Source organism: Streptosporangium sp. NPDC050855 (genome assembly GCF_044456585.1).
In the GTDB taxonomy this organism is placed as follows: Bacteria; Actinomycetota; Actinomycetes; order Streptosporangiales; family Streptosporangiaceae; genus Streptosporangium; species Streptosporangium longisporum.
In genome coordinates, this window is record NZ_JBITFY010000001.1 from 122,664 (window position 1) to 144,623 (window position 21,960).

The following is a 21,960-nucleotide window of genomic DNA, read 5'->3' on the forward strand; positions in this document are numbered from 1 at the left end:
CAAACTGGTACGGTCTGCGGTGAACACTCCAACGTTTGGTCGAGCGCGGGTGGAATCGTCGGGATTCACCCTCGAAGGGTCAGCCGCTTGATTACCCTGAGGAAGGGCCGTCTGTCCGGTCTCTCAGGGGCTGTTTCAGGCCTGTCTGAGCCGAAGGATCGGGCCACGTAGGAAGGGCGGTGTCGTGTGGATCGTTGTGCGCTGTTCGTGGACGCCGGCTACCTGCTGGCCGACGGCGCGATGGCGGTGCACGGGACCCGCCATCGCGAATCGGTCGCCTGGGACTATCCGGGGCTGCTCCAGCTGCTGAACAAGCTGTCGAGGGAGCGCACCGGCCTGCCGCTGCTGCGCTGCTACTGGTACGAGGCCACCGTGGAGGGCCGTCGTACGCCCGAGCACGACACGCTGGCCGACATCCCCGGCCTGAAGCTCCGCCTGTCGCGCATCCGTCCCGGTCGTCGCGAGGGCGTCGACGCCCAGGTCCACCGTGACCTGATGACGCTGGCCCGCAACGGCGCGGTCTGCGACGCGGTCGTGGTCAGCGGTGACGAGGACCTGGCGCAGGTCGTGTGCGACGCCCAGGACCTCGGCGTCCGGGTGACCGTGGTGCACATCAGCGCCGACGGAAGCTGGGCCGTCTCCCGCACGCTGCGCCAGGAGTGCGACGACCTCATCGAGATCGGTGCCACCCATCTGCGCCCGCACGTCAGCCTGATCAGCGGCGAGACGCCGGCCCTGGCGGTCAACGGCCACCGGCACGCGAGCAACGGGCAGTCCGCCCCCTCCCGCGCCGGCGGCGCCAACGGGTCCCCGGTCACCAGCCCCGTCCCCGCGGTGCAGAAGTCCCGCGCGGCCCATGCCCAGCCCGCGCTGCCGTCCTCGGCCTATCCGAGCTACACCCAGGAGTCACCGCTCCCGCAGGCCGCCCCGCCCGCCCCGTCCGGTCAGCCGGCCCAGGCACCGCAGGCGTCCCAGGCGGCGACCCCTCCGTCCCCGTCGCCGTCCCACGCGGCACCGGGCGGACAGGCCGGGCCGCCGCCGGCCGCCCCGCAGTACTCGCTGGGCGGTGGCAACACCGGCGGCATGCCGGCGTACCAGCCCTCGCAGATGGGCGCCTACACCGGCCCTCACGCCGCTCCGGTGCCGCAGCAGAGCACCGGCCCCGGCCCCGGTGCGACGACCCTCTCGGACGCGGTGCAGGCCGCGCACAAGGAGGGACACGACTTCGGCGAGTCCGTCGCCAAGGACGCGCCCGCCCTGTGGCTGGAGGCCGTCCTGGCCCGCAAGCCCCGGATGCCCTCCGACCTGGAGGCGCGCCTGCTGCAGGGGTCGTCGTTGCCGATCGACTTCCTGCTGCACGACGAGGTCCGGCACGCCCTGCGCCGCGGCTTCTGGGACGCCCTGGAGCGCGCCCGGCGCTGAGCCCCCGGAGCTACTCCCGAGCCGTTGCCGGGCGCGTGGGCACCGGGCGTGGCGAAGCCGGTGGAAGGCGCGGGCCGTCCGGCCGGGGACGCGCGGTGACCGCCGTCAGCGGGTCAGCTGCCGCCCGCCCGCCACGGAGAGGATCTCGCCGTTGACGTGCCCGTTCGCGGCCGAGCCCAGGTAGGCGACCGCGGAGGCGACGTCCTGTGGCGTGCAGATGCGGCCCGTCGGTGTCTGCGCGCCCTCGGCGTCGACGGCCGGCCGTCCGAGCCCGGGAGTGTTCAGCGCTCGCTCCGTCAGCGTGAAGCCCGGCCGCACGACGTTGGTGAGGACGCCGTGCCGGGCCTCCCGGACGGCGAGCACCCTCGCGGCCGCCTCCAGCGCGCTCTTGGCGGCGGGGTAGGCCACGCCCGCGGGTATGGGCTGGTCGACCACGTCCGACGAGATGAGCACCAGCCTCCCCCAGCCCGCGCTCCTCATGCCGGGCAGGACGGCGTCGATCACGGCCATCGTCCCCGTCACGTTCGCGGTGAGGCCGTCGGTCAGGCCGTCCCAGGTCTCCTGCGTCCTGTCCGGCCAGGCGACCGCGTTCGCGACCAGGACCGCGACGTCACCGAGCTCGTCCTCGACGCGGCGTACCGCCGCCCGTGCCGACTCGCGGTCACGCTGGTCGATCCGCACGGTCATGCCCCTGCCCCCCGCCCGGACGATCGGGTCGACGACGGCGCGTGCCCCCTCCTCGTTGCCGTGCCAGCCCGCGGCCACCGGCGCGCCCTCCTCCGCGAACGCCCTGGCGATCGCGGAGCCGATGTCGCCGGACGCCCCGGTGACCAGCACGACCCGGCCGTCGAGTCCGAGATTCATCGTTCCTCCAATGCTTAGCCGACCATCTATTAGTCGGCTATCTATTAGCCGACTACATAGATATAGGATGCTGGTCGTGGATGCAAGCGAGGCGATGCGCGTCAACCGGGCCCTGAACAAGATGAGCAAGCTCTACCGCGCCGTGAAGGCGCGCAAGCTCGCCGAGCTCGGCCTGCACCCGGGCCAGGACGTGCTGCTCTGGCTGCTGGCCCAGGAGCGCGAGGGGATGACGGTCTCGGAGCTGGCGGCCCGGGTCGGGATCGAGCCGCCGACCGCGACCCGCAGCCTGGCCCGGCTGGAGAACAGCGGCTGGTTCCGGCGCGAGGCGGTCGCCACGGACCGCCGCCAGGTGCGCATCGTGGTGACCGACGCGGGCCACGAGCTGGTGCCGGCCATCGAACGGGTGTGGGCGGAACTGGCCGAGCAGACGATGGGCGGCACGAGCGACGAGCAGCGCGAGATCGTGCTCGCCGCGCTCGAACGGGCCAACGACCGGCTACGCGGGGACGTCGGCGAGGCCGTGCTGGCCGAGGAGTGACCCCGCCGGCGCCCCTCCCGCCCCGGCCCGGCCCGGACGGTGGTGAGGGGAGCGCCCGTCAGGTCAGGGCGTCGAAGCCGGACCGCAGGTGGTCGAGGCGGCGGGACAGCTCGGCGACCGGGCCCGCCAGGCGCGGGTCCCCGTTCTCGCGGACCAGCTCGACGACCCGTACCAGCTCCTCCTCGACCGAGGTCAGGCGGCGGGACAGCTCGGGCAGCACGGCCGCCTGGTCGGACGGCTCGCCGGGGGGCAGCTCGGCGCCGACACGCTCACGGAGCATGGCGGCCTGCTCGGCCATCCTGCGGTTCATGTTGTACAGCTCCACGAACACCGCGACCTTGGCCCTGAGCACCCACGGGTCGAAGGGCTTGGTGAGGTAGTCCACCGCGCCGGCCGCGTAGCTGCGGAAGGCGTAGTCGGGAGCGCTGTCCACCACGGTCAGGAAGATGATCGGGATGTTGCGGGTGCGCTCGCGCCGCTTGATGTGGGCGGCCGTCTCGAACCCGTCCATGCCCGGCATGCGCACGTCCAGCAGGATCAGCGCGAACTCCGTGCCGAGCAGGGCCTTCAGCGCCTCCTCCCCGGACTTCGCGCGGACCGGTACGAGGTCGAGCGAGCTGAGGATGGCCTCGAGCGCGATGAGGTTCTCCTCCCGGTCGTCCACCAGGAGGATCTTGGCTCTGTCCGGCATCGATCACACGCCTTCGTCGGAGTCGCCGGCCGGCTTGCCCCGGGTCAGCCAGCCGCGCAGCCGTTCGAGCAGGCGGTCGACGTCCACGGGCTTGGGCACGTAGTCGGAGGCGCCGGAAGCGATGCTCTTCTCCCGGTCGCCTCGCATGACCTTAGCGGTTAGCGCGATGATCGGCAGATCCGCGAACTGGGGCATCCGGCGTATCGCCGAGGTGGTGGCCCAGCCGTCCATCTCCGGCATCATGATGTCCATGAGCACCAGGGAGACGTCCTCGTTGCGTTCCAGCTGCTCGATGCCCTCGCGGCCGTTCTCCGCGTAGATCACCGTGGAGCCGTAGCGTTCCAGAACGCTGGTCAGGGCGAACACGTTGCGGATGTCGTCGTCCACGATCAGGATCTTCGCGCCGGTCAGCGGGTCCTCGCCCTTCCACGGCTTGCCCTCCTCCCGGGAGAAGGCCGGCAGCGGCATGTCCTCGCCGATCGGCAGCGCGGGCATCTCCGGCAGCTCGGGCAGCTCGTCGGGCTCGTCGGTCACGCCGAGGAGCACCGGGTTGCGGGGGGAGGAGGTGAGGGCGCTGGCCCCGCCGTCGCGGGAGGCCAGCGGGCCGCCGTAGGAGGGCGGCAGGTAGAGGGTGAAGGTGCTGCCCTCGCCGACCTTGCTGACCACGTGGATCTCCCCGCCGAGCAGGCGGGCGATCTCCCGGCAGATCGACAGCCCCAGGCCGGTGCCGCCGTACTTGCGGCTGGTGGTCCCGTCGGCCTGGCGGAACGCCTCGAAGATGACCTCCAGCTTGTCGGAGGCGATCCCGATGCCGGTGTCGACCACCTCGAAGGCCAGGATGCCGTCGGCGCCGCGCAGGGTGTCGTCCACGAAGGCGACGGCGCGCCTGGCGTGCATCACGCGCAGCTTCACCTCGCCCTTGGGGGTGAACTTGATCGCGTTGGAGAGCAGGTTGCGCAGCACCTGCTGCAGGCGCTGCTCGTCGGTGCGCAGCTCCTGCGGGATCGACGGGTCCACCTCGACGGTGAACGACAGGCCCTTGTCCTGCGCCAGCGGGGCGAAGGTGGACTCGAAGTAGTCGACGAGCTTGGGCAGCGAGATCTGCTGGGGGTGGATGTCCATCCGCCCGGCCTCGACCTTGGACAGGTCCAGGATGTCGTTGATGAGCTGGAGCAGGGCCGAGCCCGCGCCGTGGATGGTGCGGGCGAACTCCACCTGCTGGGGCGTGAGGTTGCCGTCGGCGTTCTCGGTGAGCAGCTTGGCCAGCACCAGCAGGCTGTTCAGCGGGGTGCGCAGCTCGTGGGACATGTTGGCGAGGAACTCGGACTTGTAGCGGGAGGAGACCGCGAGCTGCTCGGCGCGCTCCTCCAGCGTCCGTCGGGCCTGCTCGATCTGGAAGTTCTGGATCTCGATGGCCCGGTTCTGCTTGGCCAGCAGCGCGGCCTTGTCCTCCAGCTCGGCGTTGGAGCGGCGCAGCTCCTCCTGCTGGCGCTGCAGCTCGTCGGAGCGTTCCTGCAGCTCCGTGGTGAGGCGCTGCGACTCGGTCAGCAGGTCCTCGGTACGGGAGTTGGCGATGATCGTGTTCATCGTGACGCCGATGGTCTCGACGAGCTGGTTCAGGAAGTCGTGGTGGACCTCGCTGAACTCGTTGAACGAGGCCAGCTCCAGCACGCCGAGCACCTGGGTCTCGAACAGCACGGGCAGCACGACGATCTGCGCGGGCGTGGAGGTGCTCAGGCCGGTGTCGACGGTCAGGTAGCGGGCGGGCACGTTGCCGAGGACGATCCCCCTGCCCTCCAGCGCGGCCTGGCCCACGATGCCCTCGCCGGTCGCGAACCGCTGGCGGGGGCCGTTGCCGGGACGGGCGCCGTACCCGGCGATGAGGTGCAGGTCGTGGTCGCCGGCGGGTTCGGCGAGGTAGAAGGCGCCGTAGTGGGCCGAGACCAGCGGGGTCAGCTCGCTCATGATGAGCCTGGCGACCTCCATCAGGTCGCGGTGGCCCTGCATGAGGCGGGAGATCCTCGCCAGGTTGGACTTCAGCCAGTCCTGTTCCTGGTTGGCGGTGGTGGTGTCGCGCAGCACCGACACCATCATGTTGATGTTGTCCTTCAGCTCGCCGATCTCGCCCTCGGCGTCGACGGTGATGGAACGGGTCAGGTCGCCGGTGGCGACGGCCGTGGTGACCTCGGCGATGGCGCGCACCTGGGTGGTCAGGCGGGCGGCGAGCTCGTTGACGTTCTCGGTGAGGCCCCTCCAGATGCCCTCGGCGCCCTCGACGCGGGCCTGGCCGCCGAGCTTGCCCTCGGAGCCGACCTCGCGGGCGACCCGGCTGACCTCGGAGGCGAACGAGGAGAGCTGGTCGACCATGGTGTTGATGGTGGTCTTCAGCGCCAGGATCTCGCCCTGGGCGTTCACGTCGATCTTGCGGTTGAGGTTCCCCGACGCGACGGCCGTGGTGACCTCGGCGATGTTGCGGACCTGGTAGGTGAGGTTGTTGGCCATCGAGTTGACGTTGTCGGTGAGGTCCTTCCAGACCCCCGAGACGCCGCGCACCCGGGCCTGGCCGCCGAGCTGGCCCTCGGTGCCGACCTCGCGGGCCACCCGGGTGACCTCGTCGGCGAACATCGACAGCTGGTCCACCATCGTGTTGAGGGTGTCCTTGAGCTGGAGGATCTCGCCCTGCGCGTCAGCGGTGATCTTCTTCGACAGGTTGCCCTGGGCCACCGCGGTGGAGACGGCCGCGATCTGGCGCACCTGGGTGGTCAGGTTGTTGGCCATCACGTTGACGTTGTCGGTGAGGTCCTTCCAGGTGCCGGAGACGCCGGGCACCTGCGCCTGGCCGCCGAGCTGTCCTTCGGAGCCGACCTCGCGGGCGACCCGGCTGACCTCGGAGGCGAACGAGGAGAGCTGGTCGACCATGGTGTTGATGGTGGTCTTCAGCGCGAGGATCTCGCCCTGCGCGTCCACGTCGATCTTGCGGGTCAGGTCGCCGTTGGCCACCGCGGTGGTGACCTCGGCGATGTTGCGGACCTGGTAGGTGAGGTTGTTGGCCATCGAGTTGACGTTGTCGGTGAGGTCCTTCCAGACCCCCGAGACGCCGCGCACCCGGGCCTGGCCGCCGAGCTGGCCCTCGGTGCCGACCTCGCGGGCCACCCGGGTGACCTCGTCGGCGAACATCGACAGCTGGTCCACCATCGTGTTGAGGGTGTCCTTGAGCTGGAGGATCTCGCCCTGCGCGTCAGCGGTGATCTTCTTCGACAGGTCACCCTGCGCGACCGCGGTGGAGACCGCGGCGATGGCGCGCACCTGGGTGGTCAGGTTGCCGGCCATCACGTTGACGTTGTCGGTGAGGTCCTTCCAGACCCCCGAGACGCCGCGCACCTGCGCCTGGCCGCCGAGCTGTCCCTCGGTGCCGACCTCGCGGGCCACCCGGGTGACCTCCTCGGCGAACGCCAGCAGCTGGTCCACCATGGTGTTCACGGTGTTCTTCAGCTCGAACATCTCGCCGACCGCGTCGACGGTCACCTTGCGGCTCAGGTCGCCCCGCGCCACCCCGGTGGTCACCGCGGCGATGTCGCGGACCTGGGCCGAGACGCGGCTGGACATGGTGTTGACGGCCTCGGTGAGGTCGCGCCAGCTCCCGGACATCCCGCGCACGTTCGCCCGGCCGCCCAGCCGGCCCTCGGTGCCGACCTCGCGGGCCACCCGCGTCACCTCGGAGGTGAAGAGCGAGAGCTGGTCGACCATGCCGTTGATCGCCTTGCCGAGGCGGCGCACCTCGCCCCGGGCACCGCGGTCGAGGTCGATCCGGCGCGACAGGTCGCCCTTGGCCACCGCGTCGATCACGTCGGCGGCCCCGCTGACCGGGCCGACCAGCGCGTCGATCAGCGCGTTGACCGAGTCGACGCTCTCGGCCCACGAGCCCACGCCGGGGCCGGGGGTCAGGCGCTCGCTGAAGCGGCCCTCCTTGACCACCTCGCGGCGCACCCGGTGCAGCTCGTTGGCCAGGTGCTCTCGGCGGTCGGCCACCTCGTTGAGCAGCAGGCGGATCTCGCTGAGAATACCGGGCGGGGCGTGCGGCACCCGGCGGCGGAAGTCACCGTCGCGCCAGGTGATGAGCGTCTGCAGAATCGGCCTCAGGTCCGATTCGCTGTAACGTCGCTCCTCGACGTCGGGCACGGTGTCGACCGTGGTCATGTGACCTCCTTGACTCCCGGGGGCGCAGCCGTGAGTCATACCAGTCTGTCACGGTGCGCAATGTGTAGTCCTACCTTCGATTCACCCCATGTCAACGGGAAGTGTGGTAGTCACGGAACAATGACCGGTGCTCCCCGTGCCGTCCTGGCGGCGACCTTCGCCCCGGGAGAGACGGCCGTCCCCGAAGCCAGGCGGTTCACCAGAGAGGTGATGACCGCCTGGGCCGCCGCGTCCGTCATGGCGCCCGCCGAGCGGCTGGCGATGGATCTCTCGTCGCAGGTGACCGGTGTTCCCTTCGAGATCGTCTGGAGCCATCTGGGCGACGGTCTGCAGATAGAGGTGCGCCACAGGCGGGCACCGGAGTCGGGCTTCGACGCCCCGTCCGTGCCGGTGGAGGAGTGGGGTGTCACCTTCGCCGGGCAGCAGCGCACACACTGGGCCAAACTCAGGCTACCCGGTTCCTCCGGGCGGCCGTCCTCGGAGTGGACGGCCGAGGAGCCCAATCGCGGGCCGATCTGGATGGGCTTCCTCGCCGACGCCAGCGACCTGCTGGCGGGCACCCTCGACCCCGACATGGTGCCCGCGATCATCTCGCAGATCGTGGTGCCGAGGCTGGCCACCTGGTGCGCGGTCTACACCTGGAACAACGAGGGCGGCCCGCAGCGGCCGGCCTACCTGTGGCACACCGACGAGCAGCGCATCGACGAGCTGCGCGAGGAGCTCGACGCCGTCCAGATCCCGCAGACCGGCGGGTCCATGCAGCTCGCCGACTCGCAGATGCTGATCATCCCGCTGCTGGCGCGCGGGCGCACGCTGGGCGCGATGTGCCTGGGCCGGCCCGACCGGTTCGCCGAGGACGTGTTCCAGTACGCCGAGGACATCGGCCGGCGGGCCGCGCTCGCACTGGACAACGCCCTGCTGTACGCCACCCAGGCGGCGGCCAACCGGGCGCTGCAGCGCAGCCTGCTCCCCCCGGACGAGCCGGGTGAGATCCCCGGTCTCGACCCCGCCGTGGTCTACGAGCCGGCCGGGGAGACCAACGAGGTCGGCGGGGACTTCTACGACCTGTTCGCGGCCGGGGAGTCCTCGTGGCGGTTCGCGGTGGGCGACGTCTGCGGGACGGGTCCCGAGGCCGCCGCGGTCACCGGCCTGGCCCGGCACACCCTGCGGCTGCTGGCCCGGGAGGGCTACGGGGTGGCCGCGGTCCTGGACCGGCTCAACCAGGCCATCCTGGACGAGGGCGACCGCGCGCGCTTCCTGACGCTGCTGCACGGGGAGATCACCCCGTCCGCGAGCGGGCTGGAGGTGTCGATGGTCTCCGCCGGGCATCCGGAGGCGCTGAGGCTGCGCGCCGACGGGGAGGTGGACACCGTGGTGACCTCCCAGTCGCTGCTGGGCGTGTTCCCCGAGGCGACCTTCAAGGCCGAGGTCGTCCACCTCAACCCCGGTGACGTGCTGCTGGCGGTGACCGACGGGGTCACCGAGCGCCGCAGGGGCGGGCGGCTGCTCGACGACGACGGGGGGCTGGCCAGGCTGCTCGCCGAGTGCGCGGGCCTGTCGGCACGGGCGGTCGCCGAACGGATCCGCCGTGCCGTCCAGGACTTCGCCCCCGAGCCGAGCGCCGACGACATGGCGATCGTGGTGCTGCGCGCCCGCTGACCGCCGCGTCCGTCGCGTCTGCCGGACGTTCCCGGCCCTTCCTGCCCGCCCGCGCCTGCCGTCCGTACGCCGGGGAGCGTGGCGGTGCGGTCAGCTGTCGATCTTGATGTGCCTGCGGGCGAAGTCCAGCTGCGCCGACATCTGGGCGATGCGCTCGGAGACGACCAGGGAGCCGTGGCCCGCGTCGTAGCGGTAGACCTCGTGCTCGTGGCCGCGCGAGGCGAGCCGCGCCACGTACGCCTCGATCTGCCCGATCGGGCAGCGCGGGTCGTTCTCCCCGGCGAGGATCAGCAGGGGCGCCTCGACCTGGTCGACGTAGGTGATCGGCGAGCTGCCCGCGTAGCGCTCGGGCTGCTCCTCGGGGGAGCCGCCGAACAGCGCGCGGTGGTAGGAGCGCAGTCCCTCGGCCTCCTCCCGGTAGGTGGCCTCGTGGTCGGCGATCGGCACCGTGGCGATGCCCGCCGCCCACGTCTTGGGCTGGGTGCCCAGCCCCAGCAGGGTGAGGTAGCCGCCCCAGGACGCGCCGGCGAGCACCAGCCGGTCGGGGTCGCAGACGCCCCGGTCGACCATGGTCTCCCTGACCGCGGCGACGTCGGAGAGCTCGATGTGCCCGAGGTCGCCGTGCAGGGCGTTCCGCCAGGCCGAACCGTAGCCGGTCGAGCCGCGGTAGTTGACCCGTACGACCGCGAAGCCGAGGTCCACCCAGGCGGCCACCTGCGGCACGAACGAGTCGTCGTCCTGCGCGGTGGGCCCGCCGTGCAGCAGGAAGACCGCGGGGAAGGGCCCGGAACCGCGCTCTGGGCGCGAGACCAGGGCGTGGATGCGGCCGCCCGGCCCCTCCACGTCGACGTCCTCGACCGGGACCGACGGGGGCGAGGTGGGGCCGCCGTGGTTCATCACGACGTGGCCGCTGGTCGACCGGATCAGCGGCGGGTGCGCCCCGCTGGACCAGGAGTACTCGACCGAGCCGTCGGGCCGGGGCGCGGCGGCGTCGATCACGCCGTGCTGGGTCTCGATCGGGAACAGCCCGCCGCCGGGGAGGTCGTAGCGCGTCAGGGAGGTACGGCCGCGGTTGGCGCGCACCACGAGCAGCGACCGGCCGTCGTCGTACCAGTCGGCGGTGATCTCCCCGGGGTCGCGCAGCCAGATCTCGCGCTGGTCGCCGGTCTCGGGGTCCCAGACCAGGGGCTCGCGGCGGCCCCTGCGCTCGTGCAGGGTGAGCAGCCGGCGGTCCCCGGACAGCGGGGCGAAGCGCAGGCCGAGGACGCCCTTGCCGGGGCCGTCGTACAGGTCGCCGACGACCTCGCCGTTCGGCCGGAGCACGCGCAACGCGGGGTGGCGGGCGTCGCCGTGCTCGCTGTGGCCGATCGCGATCAGGGAGCCGTCCAGGGAGACCGCGGAGACCGAGGCGGCCTCGGAGTGCTCGTAGACCGTCCGGGCGGGCTCGCCGGGCCGTACGAGGTGGACGGTGAAGCCCTGGCCGGGCCTGGCCATCCCGACGACCGCGTCGCCGGTGGCCGCCAGCGCGAGCCCGGACGGGAAGCCCGGGGGGAGGTCGATCGGCTCGTCGGGCCCGCCGCCGAAGGGCTGGCGCATCCACCGGCCCCACTCGTCGCCGTCGGTGTCCTCGAACCACCAGATCCACCGGCCGGTGGGGTCGATCGCGCCGTGCGAGGTGCCCTTGGGCCTGGAGGTCACCTGCCGGGTGGAACCCGCCGCCCGGTCCCAGGCGTAGACCTCCCACGCTCCCGAGGCGTTGCTGCGGTAGACGGACCGGCTGGGGGCCTGACCCGCCCACACGGGCAGCGTCACGCGCGGCGCGCGGAACCTGGCCTGCCAGCGCTCCTCCGCCTTCATATGGCGCTTCCCTCCGTCAAGGCTTCAGCTTCACGTGTCCGGGCGCGGCCCGCCGGATTGCGGTCCAGTATGTCGCCTTCACCGGGCAATTGCTTGGTTAATGTCAGGGAATTTCGGACTAAATGTCACATCAGTAACACGGGTCGCCAAGGTAGCTGTCAAGCACACAGCTTGCTTAAGGGCGACGCTTAAAGATAGACATGCGGAAAGAAGCCTCCACGGTGCTCTTTTCAGGCAGATCAGCGATCTTTCTTCGCATAACCCCGGGATCCGTGTGCCGGGCGCTCGGACCCATCCCCACGACCGCCTCGATCGCGTCGTGATCCAGGACGAGTTCGAACGCGTGGCTGCTCCGGCCGGTCTCGATGAAGTGCTCGCTCAGGCTCTCCGCCATCCGCCGCTCCTTCGATTCGTCCACCGACAGGAGTCCCAGCCGCTCCACCAGTGGCACGAGATGCCGTGAGGTGGGTGTGACCACGACGAGCTCACCAGCACCTTTGAGCACCCGAGCGAACTCTGCCCCATTTCTTGGGGCGAACACATTCAGAAGCACATCTATCGTGCCATCTCTCAACGGGAGTGGCCTCCATACGTCGGCCACCACGGCACCCGATCGCGGATGCGCCCGCGCGGCCCGCCTGATCGCGTGCTTGGAGACGTCCAGCGCCACCCCGACGGCCTCGGGCAGCGCGTCCAGCGCCCCGGCGAGATAGCGTCCCGTCCCGGCTCCGGCGTCCGCCAGCACCCTGGCCCCGGCGGGGCAGGCCCCGGCCACCGCGCGGGCGAGGGGGTCGTAGTGCCCGGCGCCGAGGAAGGCGTCCCTGGCCGCGACCATGGCCGCGGTGTCGGCCGTGCCCGGCACCCGCGACCCGGTCAGCAGGCTGACGTACCCCTGCCTGGCGACGTCGAAGCCGTGCCCCAGGTCGCACCTGAGGGCCCGCTCGTGAAGGGTCAGCCCGCCCGCGCAGACCGGGCAGGCGAGGTGTTCGACGACATCGGCCAGCATCCCGCCATCATGCCGCCTGCCGCGGGGGGCGCCGTCCGGGCGGGTCCGCACCGGGTCCGCACCGAGTCCGCACCGGGTCCGCGCCGGGGCCGCATCCGGGCCGCATCCGGGCCGCACCGGGTCCGTACCGCGGCGGCACCGGGGCCGCGCCGGGTGCGGGCGGGGCCCGTGGGACGGGCCGGTGATCAGGTGGTCTGCCGGATCAACCGGAGGAAGGCCGCGTTGTCGGGGGTCTCGCCGAGCCGGTCGAGGAGGAGTTCCAGGGCCTGCTGCCGCTCCAGGCCGCCCAGCGTGCGGCGCAGCCGCCAGGTGAGCTCCCGTTCCTGCGGGTCGAGGAGGATCTCCTCGCGGCGGGTGCCGGACGCGTCGAGGTCCACGGCGGGGTAGAGGCGCCTGTCGGCGAGGGCGCGGCTGAGGCGCAGCTCCATGTTGCCGGTGCCCTTGAACTCCTCGAACAGGCTGTCGTCCATCCGCGAGCCGGTCTCGACCAGGACGGTGGCCAGGATGGTCAGCGAGCCCCCGTCGCGCAGGTTGCGCGCGGCGCCGAAGAAGCGCCGCGGGGGCAGCAGGGCCGTGGTGTCGATGCCACCGGCCAGCGTCCGCCCGCCACCGGGGGCGAGGTTGTTGTACGCGCGGGCGAGCCGGGTCAGGGAGTCCAGCAGGAGCACGACGTCGCGCCCGCTCTCGGCCAGGCGCTTGGCGCGCTCGACCGCGAGCTCGGCGACGGCGGTGTGGTCGCGGTCGGGACGGTCGAAGGTGGACGCGGCGACCTCGCCCCGGATGGACTCGCGCATCTCGGTGACCTCCTCGGGGCGCTCGCCGACGAGCACCACCATGAGGTGGCAGTCCGGGTGGTTCGCGCTGATCGCGGCGGCCAGGTTCTGCAGGACCATCGTCTTGCCCGCCTTGGGCGGGGCGACGATGAGGCCGCGCTGTCCCTTGCCCACCGGCGCGAACAGGTCGACGATCCGGCCGGTCGCCGATCCGGCCTCCAGGCGGAGCCGCTCGCGCGGGTGGATCGGGGTCATGTCGGCGAAGTCGGGCCGTGGCCGCCCGGCGGGACCGCCGTTCACGCTCTCCACCCCTTCCAGCCTCTCGTACGGGGCTCGCGAGGTGGCCACGACGAGGTCGCCGGGACGAAGGCCGTACTCGGTGATCTGGGCGGGGGGAACGCGCACGTCACCCGGTCCGGGCAGGTGGCCGCGGGTCCGGAGGTGACCGGTCCTGCCCTGGACGTCGAGCAGGCCGGTCACGGTCTCGACGGGGGCGTGTCCCCCGGACGCTCCCGCGGCCCGGTCGCCGGACGGGGCCCGCGGGGTCCGTGCGGTGCCGCCCGCGTCGCCCCGGCGGGGGCGGGGGACCTTCCTGGCCCTGCTCTCCGGCGCGCCGGTGCGGCGGGTGCTCTTGCGGGTGCCGGCCTCGTGCACGGTGGTCGCGCGGGGAGCGGCCGGGTGGGAGGTGGTCGCGGACGTCCCGGTGGTCGTGGACGTCTCGTGGGTCGTGGGGGCGGTGGTGATCACCGCGGGGGTCTCGGTCGTCATGGGGACCTCTCAGGGTCTCGTGGAACGTGGGGGAAACGGCCGCACGGCCCGTCCGGGGACGGGGGCGGCCGAGCGTGCCCGGTGCCGGGGAGGGGCTCGGAGGCGAGCCGGCCCGGACGCGGAGCGGAGCGGAAGGCCCGGCGCGGGTGGCCGGACGGCGTGAACGCGGCGGACCGGCGTGAACGCGGCGGACCGGCGTGGGTGGCCGGACGGCGTGAATGCGGCGGACCGGCGCACCGGGGACGGGTGCGAACGCGGCGGACCGGCTCACGGTGGCGGATCGGATCAGATCGGATCGGCCGCACGACGGCCGGACCGGGTTCAAGCGATCGGACCGGCACCGCGGTCACGGGGAAGAAGGGCGGATCGTCGCACGCGGTCTGGCCGGCGGTGCGTCACACCCGCGATCACGGTAGCACTCTCACGCCGTCCCGGACAGGAGGGCGGGGGCCACATCAGGTCACAACGGCCGCCGGGGCCGGGGTGTTCCCGGCCCCGGCGGCCGCTGTGACCTCGCGATCCGGCGCGGCGGGCGGGTCGGGCGGGTCAGGTGTTCGTCTCGGCGGCCAGGAGCAGCCGGCGCGCCTTGCCGCGGTAGCGGAGGACCTGGACGGTGCCCAGCGCCCAGACCGGGTACTGCATGAGGAACGCCCACCGGAAGGCGTCCAGGCTCTCGTTCCCGATCACGTCGAGGGTGACGCCGATCAGGGCGATCACCGAGACCGAGGCGACGAAGCCGCCGCCGTTCACGATGCCGGTGGCCGCGCCGATCCGGGTGGTGGGGTTGAAGGTCCTGGCGTAGTCGAACCCGATCAGCGACCCGGGGCCGTTGGTCCCCAGCGCCACCACGAGCACCACCAAGAGCCAGAACGGGGCCCGCCCCGGCCAGAGCAGCACGGCGCTCCACGCCCCCGCGGTGGTGCCGATCACGAAGAGCACCAGGCGGGAGCGGTGGAAGGGGAACCGCCCGGCGAGGTAGCCGAGCAGCGGCCCGCAGGCCATGCCGCAGATGGTCAGCGTGGACAGCAGCACGCCCGCCGTCGCCGGGGACAGCCCCTGGCCCTGGACCAGGAACGGGTACCCCCACAGCAGCAGGAACGAGGCGGACGAGCACTGGGTGGCCGCGTGGGTCCACATGCCCAGCCGGGTGCCCGGCTCGGCCCAGGCGGCCCTCAGGCCGGGAGGGCGGTCCGACCGCTGGGGACGGGAGTCGCGCAGCACGAGGAGCACCAGGAACGCGGAGACCACGCCGAGGACGGCGGCGCCCGTGAACGTGGGCGTCCAGCCGTACACGTGCAGGGAGTGGATGAGGGGCACCGCCGAGGCGACCGCGCCGACCTGGCCGATCAGGCCGGTGATCTGCACGATCAGCGGGTTGCGGCGGGCGGAGAAGGAGAGGCTGACCAGCCTGATCACGCTGATGAACGTCATCGCGTCGCCGCAGCCGACCAGCGCCCTACCCGCGATCCCCGCCACGAGCCCCGAGGCCAGGGCGAAGACGAGCTCCCCGCAGGCCATCACGGCGGCCCCGAGCACCAGCATGCGCTTGGAGCCGAACCGGTCGAGCAGCATGCCGACCGGCACCTGCATGCCCGCGTAGACGAGAAGCTGGCACATGGCCAGCGCGGAGAGCCCGGCCGCGCCGACGCCGAGCCGTGCCGCCGCCTCGATGCCCGCCACACCCAGTGACTGCCGGTGGAAGACGGCGATCACGTACGCCAGGACACCCGTGGCCCAGAAGAGAATCGCCAGGGACCGTGGTGTCATACCTAAATATTACTTTTGCCCAATTTTGAAATGGACCCGGGTGGCCGGGTGTCGACGGCGGCCGGACCGGTGGCACGGGTGTCAGGGACGCGGGTAGCGCATCAGCAGGGAGGCGTGGACGTCCCGGTCACCCAGGGCGGCGTAGGAGTGCGGGACGTCCGACCGCCAGGAGACGTGCTCGCCGGGCCCGGCCCGCATCGGGGCCCCGACCGGCCCGGCGCTGAGCGTCCCGGCGAAGACGGTCACGTGCTCGGTGACGCCCTCGTGGTGGGCGGGCGAGACCTGCGGCGTCCCCGCGCGGATCACCAGCCGGTAGAGCTCGTACGTGACCGACTCGTCCTCGAAGACCTGCAGGAGCGCCCCGCCGACGGCGGTCCCGTGGATGACCGGCGTCCCCTCGCTCACGCTCCCGCCCGGGGTGGTGCCCGTGCCCGCGGCGGGGGTGCCGATGGCCATGGCCATCGGGACGCCCAGCTCGGCGGTGATCGCCCAGAGGGTCTCCAGCGTCGGGTTGCGGGTGCCGTTCTCCAGGCCGGAGAGCGTGGCCTTGCCGACGCCCGCGGCACGGGCCAGAGCCGACAGCGACATGCCGCGTTCCTCGCGCAGCAGGCGGATCCGCCGCCCTATGCCGGATGTGACACCGTCCAGGGCGGGCGAAAGGTTTTGTGCTCCGGAGTCCATGAGGCTATGGTGCGGCATCGAGGCTGTTCCGTTTACGGAACGGCGCACGTCCCCCCGCGTGAGGATCGACATGTCCCGCCTGCTTCAACCCGTGGTCGCCGGAGTGGTCACCGCGGTCGTCGGTTTCGCCAGCTCGTTCGCGGTCGTCCTGGCCGGGCTCAGGGCGGTGGGCGCCGACCAGCGGCAGGCCGCGTCCGGGCTGCTGGCGCTCTGCGTGGCCAACGGCGTGGTCGCCGTCTGGCTCGGCCTGCGCCGGCGCGTCCCGATCACCATCGCCTGGTCCACGCCCGGCGCGGCGCTGCTGGTGGCGACCGGAACCGTGCAGGGCGGGTTTCCCGCCGCGGTCGGCGCGTTCGCGGTCTCCGGCCTCCTGCTCACCGCGGCGGGCCTGTTCCCGGCCCTGGGCCGCTGGATCGGCGCGATCCCCGCGCCGATCGCCGGGGCCATGCTCGCGGGGGTCCTGCTCGACCTGTGCATCGCGCCGGTCCGGGCGCTCGCCGAGATACCGCTGCTGGCCGGGCCCGCCGTGCTCGTCTGGGTCCTGCTGAGCAGGTTCGCGCGCCGCTGGGCGACCCCGGTGGCCCTCCTCGTCGCCGTCGCGGCGATCGCCCTGACCGGGCAGGCACCGGGCGCGGCGGACCTGTGGCCGATCGTGGAGGTGACCGCCCCCTCCTGGAGCGCCCAGGCGCTGGTCAGCATCGCGCTCCCGTTGTTCCTGGTCACCATGGCCTCGCAGAACGTGCCGGGCATGGCGGTCCTGGCCGGGTACGGCTACCGCCCCCCGCTGCGCGGGATCCTCGTCTCCACCGGCCTGGCCAGCACGCTGGGAGCGCCGCTGGGCGGTCACGCGGTGAACCTGGCGGCGATCAGCGCGGCCCTGGCCGCCGGTCCCGACGCCGGTCCCGACCCGTCCCGCCGGTGGATCGCCTCGGCCACCGCGGGGATCTCGATGATCGTCCTGGGGATCGGCTCGGGACTGGCCACCGCGCTCGTCCTGCTCTCCCCGCCGCTGCTGGTCGAGGCCGTCGCGGGCCTGGCCCTGCTGGGCGCGCTCGCAGCGGCCCTCGTCTCCGCCGTCGCCGACCCCGAGCGCAGGGAGGCCGCGGCCGTCACCTTCGTGGTGACCGCCTCCGGGCTGACGCTGCTGGGCATCGGCGCGGCCTTCTGGGGGCTCGTCGCCGGAGGGCTCATGACGCTCCTGCACCACCGCCGCGCGTCCCCGCCCGACGCGTCCACCTCGCGGGAGACCGTTCCCGGGGTGACGGGACCCGAGGGGGAGCGTGCCGGAAGGGAAGCCGGACAGAGCGGCGCGGAGGAGACGGCGGATCGGGACCTCGCGCGGGTCCCCGCCCTGCTGGGGGACGGGTCGCGAGAGGCCGCAGGCAGGGGGACGAGACCGTCCGGACATGCCGACGCCGGTGCGATGGGTGCCGCACCGGCGTCGGACGAATTCGGTCGGGATCGGTCGGAGGTGGGACGAGACGGGTGACTAGTGGCGGTCCGTGTTCCCGTGACGACCGGCCACCAGCTGGTCGTCGGCGGTCTGGCGGGGCACGTCGACCCGCGGGTGCGGGGCGGTGTCCTCCAGGCGGTCGTCGACGCCGTCGCGGTCACGGTCGACCGCCGGGGCCGTGGAGGTGGTGGTGGTCGTCGTCGAAGCGGTCGTCGCCGGAGTCGCGGGGGTCTCGTCGAGCTTGCGCTCCAGCTCCCGCTTCTCCTCCTCCAGACGGGTGACGCGGTCGTGCTCCTCCGCCCGCGCGGCGCGGAGCTTGCGACGGCGCGCGGCCGAACGCTTCATCCCGGCGAAGATGATGCCGAGGCCGAGCAGGAAGACCGCTCCGGTGGCCACACCCGCGAAGAAGAGCTCCAGCTGGGTCAGCTGGTACGTACGGTCGAACATCGTGAACGTAGCGGTGGTGGTCGATGCTGCGGTCTCATCCCAGGAGACCGCGATCACGGTCGCACCCGCGAGTACGATCAAGAGAAGTCCCAGCACTATCATGTGACCTCACCTCAGGCTTCGTCTGTTGTGGTAGCCACTGCTGCCCGGGGCGGGCGAGGTTATTCCTCGAACCCCGAGGTTGCCGGGAATATATCCGTACGGCCACCTACGAAGGCCGTGCCGGACGGGGCTAGGGTGGGCGCCCATGGACCGCACCCGCCTGTATCGCAACGGCGTCCTGGAGGCCGAGGGCTTCCCGATCGACGACATCTCGGACCACGTGGCGGACGACTCGGCCGTCGTCTGGTTCGACCTCTGCTCGCCCACGAAGGCGGACCTGGCGAAGGTCAGCGAGGAGCTGGGGCTGCACCCCCTGGCCGTCGAGGACGCGCTCCACAACCAGCAGCGGCCCAAGCTCGACACCTACGACAGCCACCTGTTCATCACCGCCTACGCCGCGAGGATCAAGGACGACACGGTCGAGTTCGTCGAGGTCTCGATCTTCGTGACGAAGAACGCGCTGGTCACCGTGCGGGAGAACCCCACCTTCGACATCGACGAGGTGGTCAGGCGCTGGGACGCCAACTCCGAGCTGGTGAAACTCGGGGTGCCGTACCTGCTGCACGGCGTGCTCGACTACGTCGTGGACGGCTACTTCGACGTGCTGCAGACCGTGGACGACCGGGTCGAGGACCTGGAGGACGACCTGTTCCAGGAGAACCCCGGGGACATGCCGCACATCCAGCGCCGGACCTTCGAGATGCACAAGAAGCTGGTGCGCTTCCGTCGGCTGGCCGTGCCGATGCGCGACGTGGTGGGCAGCCTGCTGCGCAGGGGGGAGGAGATCCTGGAGGCCAAGCTCGTCCCGTACTACCAGGACATCTACGACCACACCCTGCGCACCGCGGAGTGGAGCGAGTCACTGCAGGACCTGGTGACCAACGTCCGGGACACCCACATGAACCAGCAGGGCTTCCGGCTCAACGACATCATGAAGAAGATCACCAGCTGGGCGGCCATCATCGCGGTGCCCACGATGATCACCGGTTACTACGGGCAGAACGTGCCCTATCCCGGCTACGGCCACTCGATCGGCTTCTGGACGTCCACGCTCCTGATCGTGGTGGGCACCGTCCTGCTCTACCGGGCCTTCCAGAAGCGCAACTGGCTCTGACCCGGCGCCGACCGGCCCCGGGCCTCCGCTCCGGGCAGGGCCCCGGCTCCGGTCGCGGACCGGTCGGCCGGGGCGGCGCGTCCCCGGCCGGCCGGCGCCGGGTCTCAACCGGTGGACGTCCCGTGTCGGTCAACGGATTGCCGGGAATCAACAAAGTCCGAGCCCGGAGACCTTTCTGGAGGCATGGGTGAGCACGCGGGGGGTGTTCACCGTGGTGCTCGGCGCCGCGGTGCTCTTCTCACTGTCGGCGCGTGAGGACTCTCCCGCCGGGGCCGCCCCGGCGAGGGTCGCGCCACTGGACAATCCAGACGGCGTGGGCCCCGGGCTGGCGGCGGTCAGGTCGGCGGGCGACCGCAGGGCCGCCACCAGGCTGATCGGCGGGCTCCGCGTCGCGGGGATGAGGTCCAAGGCGGGCTACAGCCGGATCCGGTACGGCGAGAACTGGGCGGACACCGCCCGGGACGTGCCGTACGCGCGAAACGGCTGCCGTACCCGCGACGACCTGCTGGCCCGCGACGGCGAACAGGTGCGCTACCGCCGTGGCTCCGAGTGCGTGGTGGTCTCCATGAGGCTGCGCGACCCCTACACCGGCCGGATCGTCCGCTGGAGCAAGAAGCGCTCCGACGAGATCCAGGTCGACCACGTGGTCCCGCTCTCGTACGGGTGGCGGATGGGGACCTCCCGCTGGCCGATGTCCAAGCGGACGCGCTTCGCCAACGACCCGCTCAACCTCCTCCCGGTGTACGGCGACGCCAACGAGGCCAAGGGCGGGTCCGGCCCGGCGTCCTGGCTCCCCCCGAGGCGGGGGATCCGCTGCGCCTACGTCGTCCGCTTCGCCCAGGTCGCCCTGAAGTACGACCTGCCGGTCACCCGCGCGGACAAGAGGGTCATGCTCGCCCAGTGCCGCTGACCACGTCCCTTTCGCGTGCCCGTCCTTTTCGCGTGCCCGTCCGCCTTTTCGCGTCCCCGTCCGCACCCGTGCCCGCGCCAGCGGCCCGTGCCCGTGTCAGCGGCCGAGACGAGACGAGACGAGGCGAGGCGAGGCGAGACGAGGCGACCGAGCGGAAGCGGCCGGAGGGAGGCGCCTGGGCGGACACGGCCGGGAAGGAACCCGGGACACGGGTTCGGGTGCCGGTTTCCGGTCGCGCGGTGTGGTCTTCTATCCTTCGAGACCGACCCCGGTCACCTCCGGAGGAGGTCGCGCGCCGTTCTCGCGGTCGTCGCCGTTCACCTCCGGAACCGGCACCGACCAGCAGGCGAAGGAACTCCCGTGACCTCTCCGGCCCTCTCGGCCCTGTCCATCGACGAGCTGACCGCCCTGCGGGACGCGGCCCGGCGCGACCACGAGGCGCTCGTCCGGCGCGGGCTCTCGCTCGACCTCACGAGGGGCAAGCCCTCGGCGCGCCAGCTCGACCTCTCCGAGGAACTGCTCGGTCTTCCCCGGGGCCATGCCGCCGCCGACGGGACCGACTGCCGCAACTACGGCGGGCTCCAGGGCCTGCCCGAGCTCCGGGAGATCTTCAGCGGCCCGCTGCAGGTGCCCGCAGCGCAGCTCGTCGCGGCCGACAACTCCAGCCTGTCGCTGATGCACGACACGGTGGTCCACGCCCTGCTCGGCACGGTGCCCGGCGCCACCCGCCGCTGGGCCGACGAGCCGCGGATCGCGTTCCTGTGCCCGGTGCCGGGATACGACCGCCACTTCGCCCTGTGCGAGCGGTTCGGCATCGAGCTGATCCCGGTGCCGATGGACGCCGACGGGCCGGACATGGACGTCGTCGAGCGTCTGGTGGCCGAGGACGCGCAGATCAAGGGCATCTGGTGCGTGCCCAAGTACAGCAACCCCAGCGGCGTCAGCTACGGCGACGAGACCGCGCGGCGCCTGGCCGCAATGCCGACCCTCGCCCCGGACTTCCGCATCTTCTGGGACAACGCCTACGCGGTGCACCACCTGACGGACACGCCCGTCGAGATCGCCGACATCCTGACGCTCTGCGCCGAGAACGGGAACCCGGACCGCGCCCTCGTCTTCGGCTCCACCTCCAAGATCACTTTTGCCGGTTCCGGGGTCTCCTTCTTCGGGGCGTCCCCGGCCAACGTGGCCTGGCTGATCGGGCACACGGGCAAGCGGACCATCGGTCCCGACAAGATCAACCACCTGCGCCACGTGCAGTTCCTGCGCGACGAGGCCGGACTGGCCGAGCACATGCGCCGCCACCGGGAGCTGCTGCGGCCGAAGTTCGACGCGGTCGAGGCGATCCTGTCCAAGGAGCTGGGCGGCACCGGCCTGGCGACCTGGTCCACCCCGGCGGGCGGTTACTTCGTCAGCCTCGACGTGCTGGACGGCTGCGCCCGCGACGTGGTCATGCGGGCCGGGGAGGCGGGCATCGCCCTGACCCCCGCGGGCGCCACCCACCCGTACGGGACCGACCCGCGCGACAGCACCATCCGCATCGCCCCCACCTACCCGGAGCAGGAGGAGCTGGAGGCGGCCATCGCGGGCCTGACGGTCTGCGTGCGCCTCGTCGCCACCGAGAAGGTGCTGCGGGACGCGGGCCGGGCCTGACTGCCACCGGTCCCACCGGCCCGGCCGGGCCGGAGGGGGCGCGGACCGGCTGACGCCC

General features: G+C 72.1%; 16 protein-coding genes. 7 read left to right on the forward strand and 9 right to left on the reverse strand.

Annotated features, from left to right (window positions below; all coding sequences use genetic code 11):
- Window positions 1–186 precede the first annotated feature (186 nt).
- Window positions 187–1,422, forward strand: a complete 1,236-nt coding sequence (locus ACIBCT_RS00525) for an NYN domain-containing protein (RefSeq protein WP_399185245.1) — start codon at window positions 187–189, stop codon at window positions 1,420–1,422.
- Between the two features lie 105 nt (window positions 1,423–1,527).
- Here the strand turns inward: ACIBCT_RS00525 and ACIBCT_RS00530 are convergent, their stop codons facing one another.
- Entirely contained in the window at window positions 1,528–2,286 is a 759-nt protein-coding gene (locus tag ACIBCT_RS00530) for an SDR family NAD(P)-dependent oxidoreductase (protein WP_399185246.1), read from the reverse strand.
- 76 nt (window positions 2,287–2,362) lie between these two features.
- Between ACIBCT_RS00530 and ACIBCT_RS00535 the strand changes: the two genes are divergently transcribed.
- On the forward strand, window positions 2,363–2,824 hold the full coding sequence (locus tag ACIBCT_RS00535) for a MarR family winged helix-turn-helix transcriptional regulator (RefSeq protein WP_399185247.1): 462 nt from the start codon (window positions 2,363–2,365) through the stop codon (window positions 2,822–2,824).
- A gap of 58 nt (window positions 2,825–2,882) precedes the next feature.
- Here the strand turns inward: ACIBCT_RS00535 and ACIBCT_RS00540 are convergent, their stop codons facing one another.
- Together ACIBCT_RS00540 and ACIBCT_RS00545 are read right to left on the reverse strand one after the other, a co-directional pair.
- On the reverse strand, window positions 2,883–3,515 hold the full coding sequence (locus ACIBCT_RS00540; protein WP_399185248.1) for a two-component system response regulator: 633 nt from the start codon (window positions 3,513–3,515) through the stop codon (window positions 2,883–2,885).
- A 3-nt stretch (window positions 3,516–3,518) separates the two neighbouring features.
- Window positions 3,519–7,712, reverse strand: a complete 4,194-nt coding sequence (locus ACIBCT_RS00545; protein WP_399185250.1) for a HAMP domain-containing protein — start codon at window positions 7,710–7,712, stop codon at window positions 3,519–3,521.
- Window positions 7,713–7,832: 120 nt separating this feature from the next.
- Between ACIBCT_RS00545 and ACIBCT_RS00550 the strand changes: the two genes are divergently transcribed.
- Window positions 7,833–9,371 (forward strand): PP2C family protein-serine/threonine phosphatase, encoded by a 1,539-nt coding sequence (locus ACIBCT_RS00550; protein ID WP_399185251.1) that lies wholly within the window; start codon window positions 7,833–7,835, stop codon window positions 9,369–9,371.
- Window positions 9,372–9,461: 90 nt separating this feature from the next.
- Here the strand turns inward: ACIBCT_RS00550 and ACIBCT_RS00555 are convergent, their stop codons facing one another.
- From ACIBCT_RS00555 to ACIBCT_RS00575, 5 genes are all read right to left on the reverse strand, one after another.
- Window positions 9,462–11,228, reverse strand: coding sequence for a S9 family peptidase (locus tag ACIBCT_RS00555; RefSeq protein WP_399185252.1), 1,767 nt, complete (start codon window positions 11,226–11,228; stop codon window positions 9,462–9,464).
- Window positions 11,229–11,403: 175 nt separating this feature from the next.
- Window positions 11,404–12,234 (reverse strand): putative RNA methyltransferase, encoded by an 831-nt coding sequence (locus tag ACIBCT_RS00560; protein WP_399185253.1) that lies wholly within the window; start codon window positions 12,232–12,234, stop codon window positions 11,404–11,406.
- 185 nt (window positions 12,235–12,419) lie between these two features.
- Window positions 12,420–13,775, reverse strand: coding sequence for a transcription termination factor Rho (gene rho, locus ACIBCT_RS00565; RefSeq protein ID WP_399185254.1), 1,356 nt, complete (start codon window positions 13,773–13,775; stop codon window positions 12,420–12,422).
- Window positions 13,776–14,321: 546 nt separating this feature from the next.
- Window positions 14,322–15,542 (reverse strand): nitrate/nitrite transporter, encoded by a 1,221-nt coding sequence (locus tag ACIBCT_RS00570; RefSeq protein WP_399185255.1) that lies wholly within the window; start codon window positions 15,540–15,542, stop codon window positions 14,322–14,324.
- A gap of 81 nt (window positions 15,543–15,623) precedes the next feature.
- Window positions 15,624–16,223 (reverse strand): helix-turn-helix domain-containing protein, encoded by a 600-nt coding sequence (locus ACIBCT_RS00575; RefSeq protein WP_399185256.1) that lies wholly within the window; start codon window positions 16,221–16,223, stop codon window positions 15,624–15,626.
- A 70-nt stretch (window positions 16,224–16,293) separates the two neighbouring features.
- Between ACIBCT_RS00575 and ACIBCT_RS00580 the strand changes: the two genes are divergently transcribed.
- Window positions 16,294–17,712: a benzoate/H(+) symporter BenE family transporter gene (locus tag ACIBCT_RS00580; protein WP_399185257.1), complete on the forward strand. Its 1,419-nt coding sequence runs from the start codon at window positions 16,294–16,296 to the stop codon at window positions 17,710–17,712.
- On the opposite strand, the gene ACIBCT_RS00585 is transcribed toward ACIBCT_RS00580, so the two are convergent.
- Complete coding sequence (locus tag ACIBCT_RS00585; protein WP_399185258.1) at window positions 17,713–18,204, reverse strand: hypothetical protein; 492 nt, start codon at window positions 18,202–18,204, stop codon at window positions 17,713–17,715.
- Window positions 18,205–18,370: 166 nt separating this feature from the next.
- Between ACIBCT_RS00585 and ACIBCT_RS00590 the strand changes: the two genes are divergently transcribed.
- The 3 genes from ACIBCT_RS00590 (at window position 18,371) to ACIBCT_RS00600 (ending at window position 21,902) form a co-directional block, all read left to right on the forward strand.
- Window positions 18,371–19,339 (forward strand): magnesium transporter CorA family protein, encoded by a 969-nt coding sequence (locus tag ACIBCT_RS00590; protein ID WP_399185259.1) that lies wholly within the window; start codon window positions 18,371–18,373, stop codon window positions 19,337–19,339.
- Between the two features lie 187 nt (window positions 19,340–19,526).
- Window positions 19,527–20,249, forward strand: a complete 723-nt coding sequence (locus ACIBCT_RS00595) for an HNH endonuclease family protein (protein WP_399185260.1) — start codon at window positions 19,527–19,529, stop codon at window positions 20,247–20,249.
- A gap of 360 nt (window positions 20,250–20,609) precedes the next feature.
- On the forward strand, window positions 20,610–21,902 hold the full coding sequence (locus tag ACIBCT_RS00600; RefSeq protein WP_399185261.1) for an aminotransferase class I/II-fold pyridoxal phosphate-dependent enzyme: 1,293 nt from the start codon (window positions 20,610–20,612) through the stop codon (window positions 21,900–21,902).
- Window positions 21,903–21,960 lie beyond the last annotated feature (58 nt).

Bases quoted from the DNA above. Each gene is read 5' to 3' on its own strand.
- ACIBCT_RS00530 (WP_399185246.1), bottom strand. From the start codon at position 2,286: ATGAATCTCGGACTCGACGGCCGGGTCGTGCTGGTCACCGGGGCGTCC.
- ACIBCT_RS00540 (WP_399185248.1), bottom strand. From the start codon at position 3,515: ATGCCGGACAGAGCCAAGATCCTCCTGGTGGACGACCGGGAGGAGAAC.
- ACIBCT_RS00545 (WP_399185250.1), bottom strand. From the start codon at position 7,712: ATGACCACGGTCGACACCGTGCCCGACGTCGAGGAGCGACGTTACAGC.
- ACIBCT_RS00550 (WP_399185251.1), top strand. From the start codon at position 7,833: ATGACCGGTGCTCCCCGTGCCGTCCTGGCGGCGACCTTCGCCCCGGGA.
- ACIBCT_RS00555 (WP_399185252.1), bottom strand. From the start codon at position 11,228: ATGAAGGCGGAGGAGCGCTGGCAGGCCAGGTTCCGCGCGCCGCGCGTG.
- ACIBCT_RS00560 (WP_399185253.1), bottom strand. From the start codon at position 12,234: ATGCTGGCCGATGTCGTCGAACACCTCGCCTGCCCGGTCTGCGCGGGC.
- rho (WP_399185254.1), bottom strand. From the start codon at position 13,775: ATGACGACCGAGACCCCCGCGGTGATCACCACCGCCCCCACGACCCAC.
- ACIBCT_RS00570 (WP_399185255.1), bottom strand. From the start codon at position 15,542: ATGACACCACGGTCCCTGGCGATTCTCTTCTGGGCCACGGGTGTCCTG.
- ACIBCT_RS00575 (WP_399185256.1), bottom strand. From the start codon at position 16,223: ATGGACTCCGGAGCACAAAACCTTTCGCCCGCCCTGGACGGTGTCACA.
- ACIBCT_RS00580 (WP_399185257.1), top strand. From the start codon at position 16,294: ATGTCCCGCCTGCTTCAACCCGTGGTCGCCGGAGTGGTCACCGCGGTC.
- ACIBCT_RS00590 (WP_399185259.1), top strand. From the start codon at position 18,371: ATGGACCGCACCCGCCTGTATCGCAACGGCGTCCTGGAGGCCGAGGGC.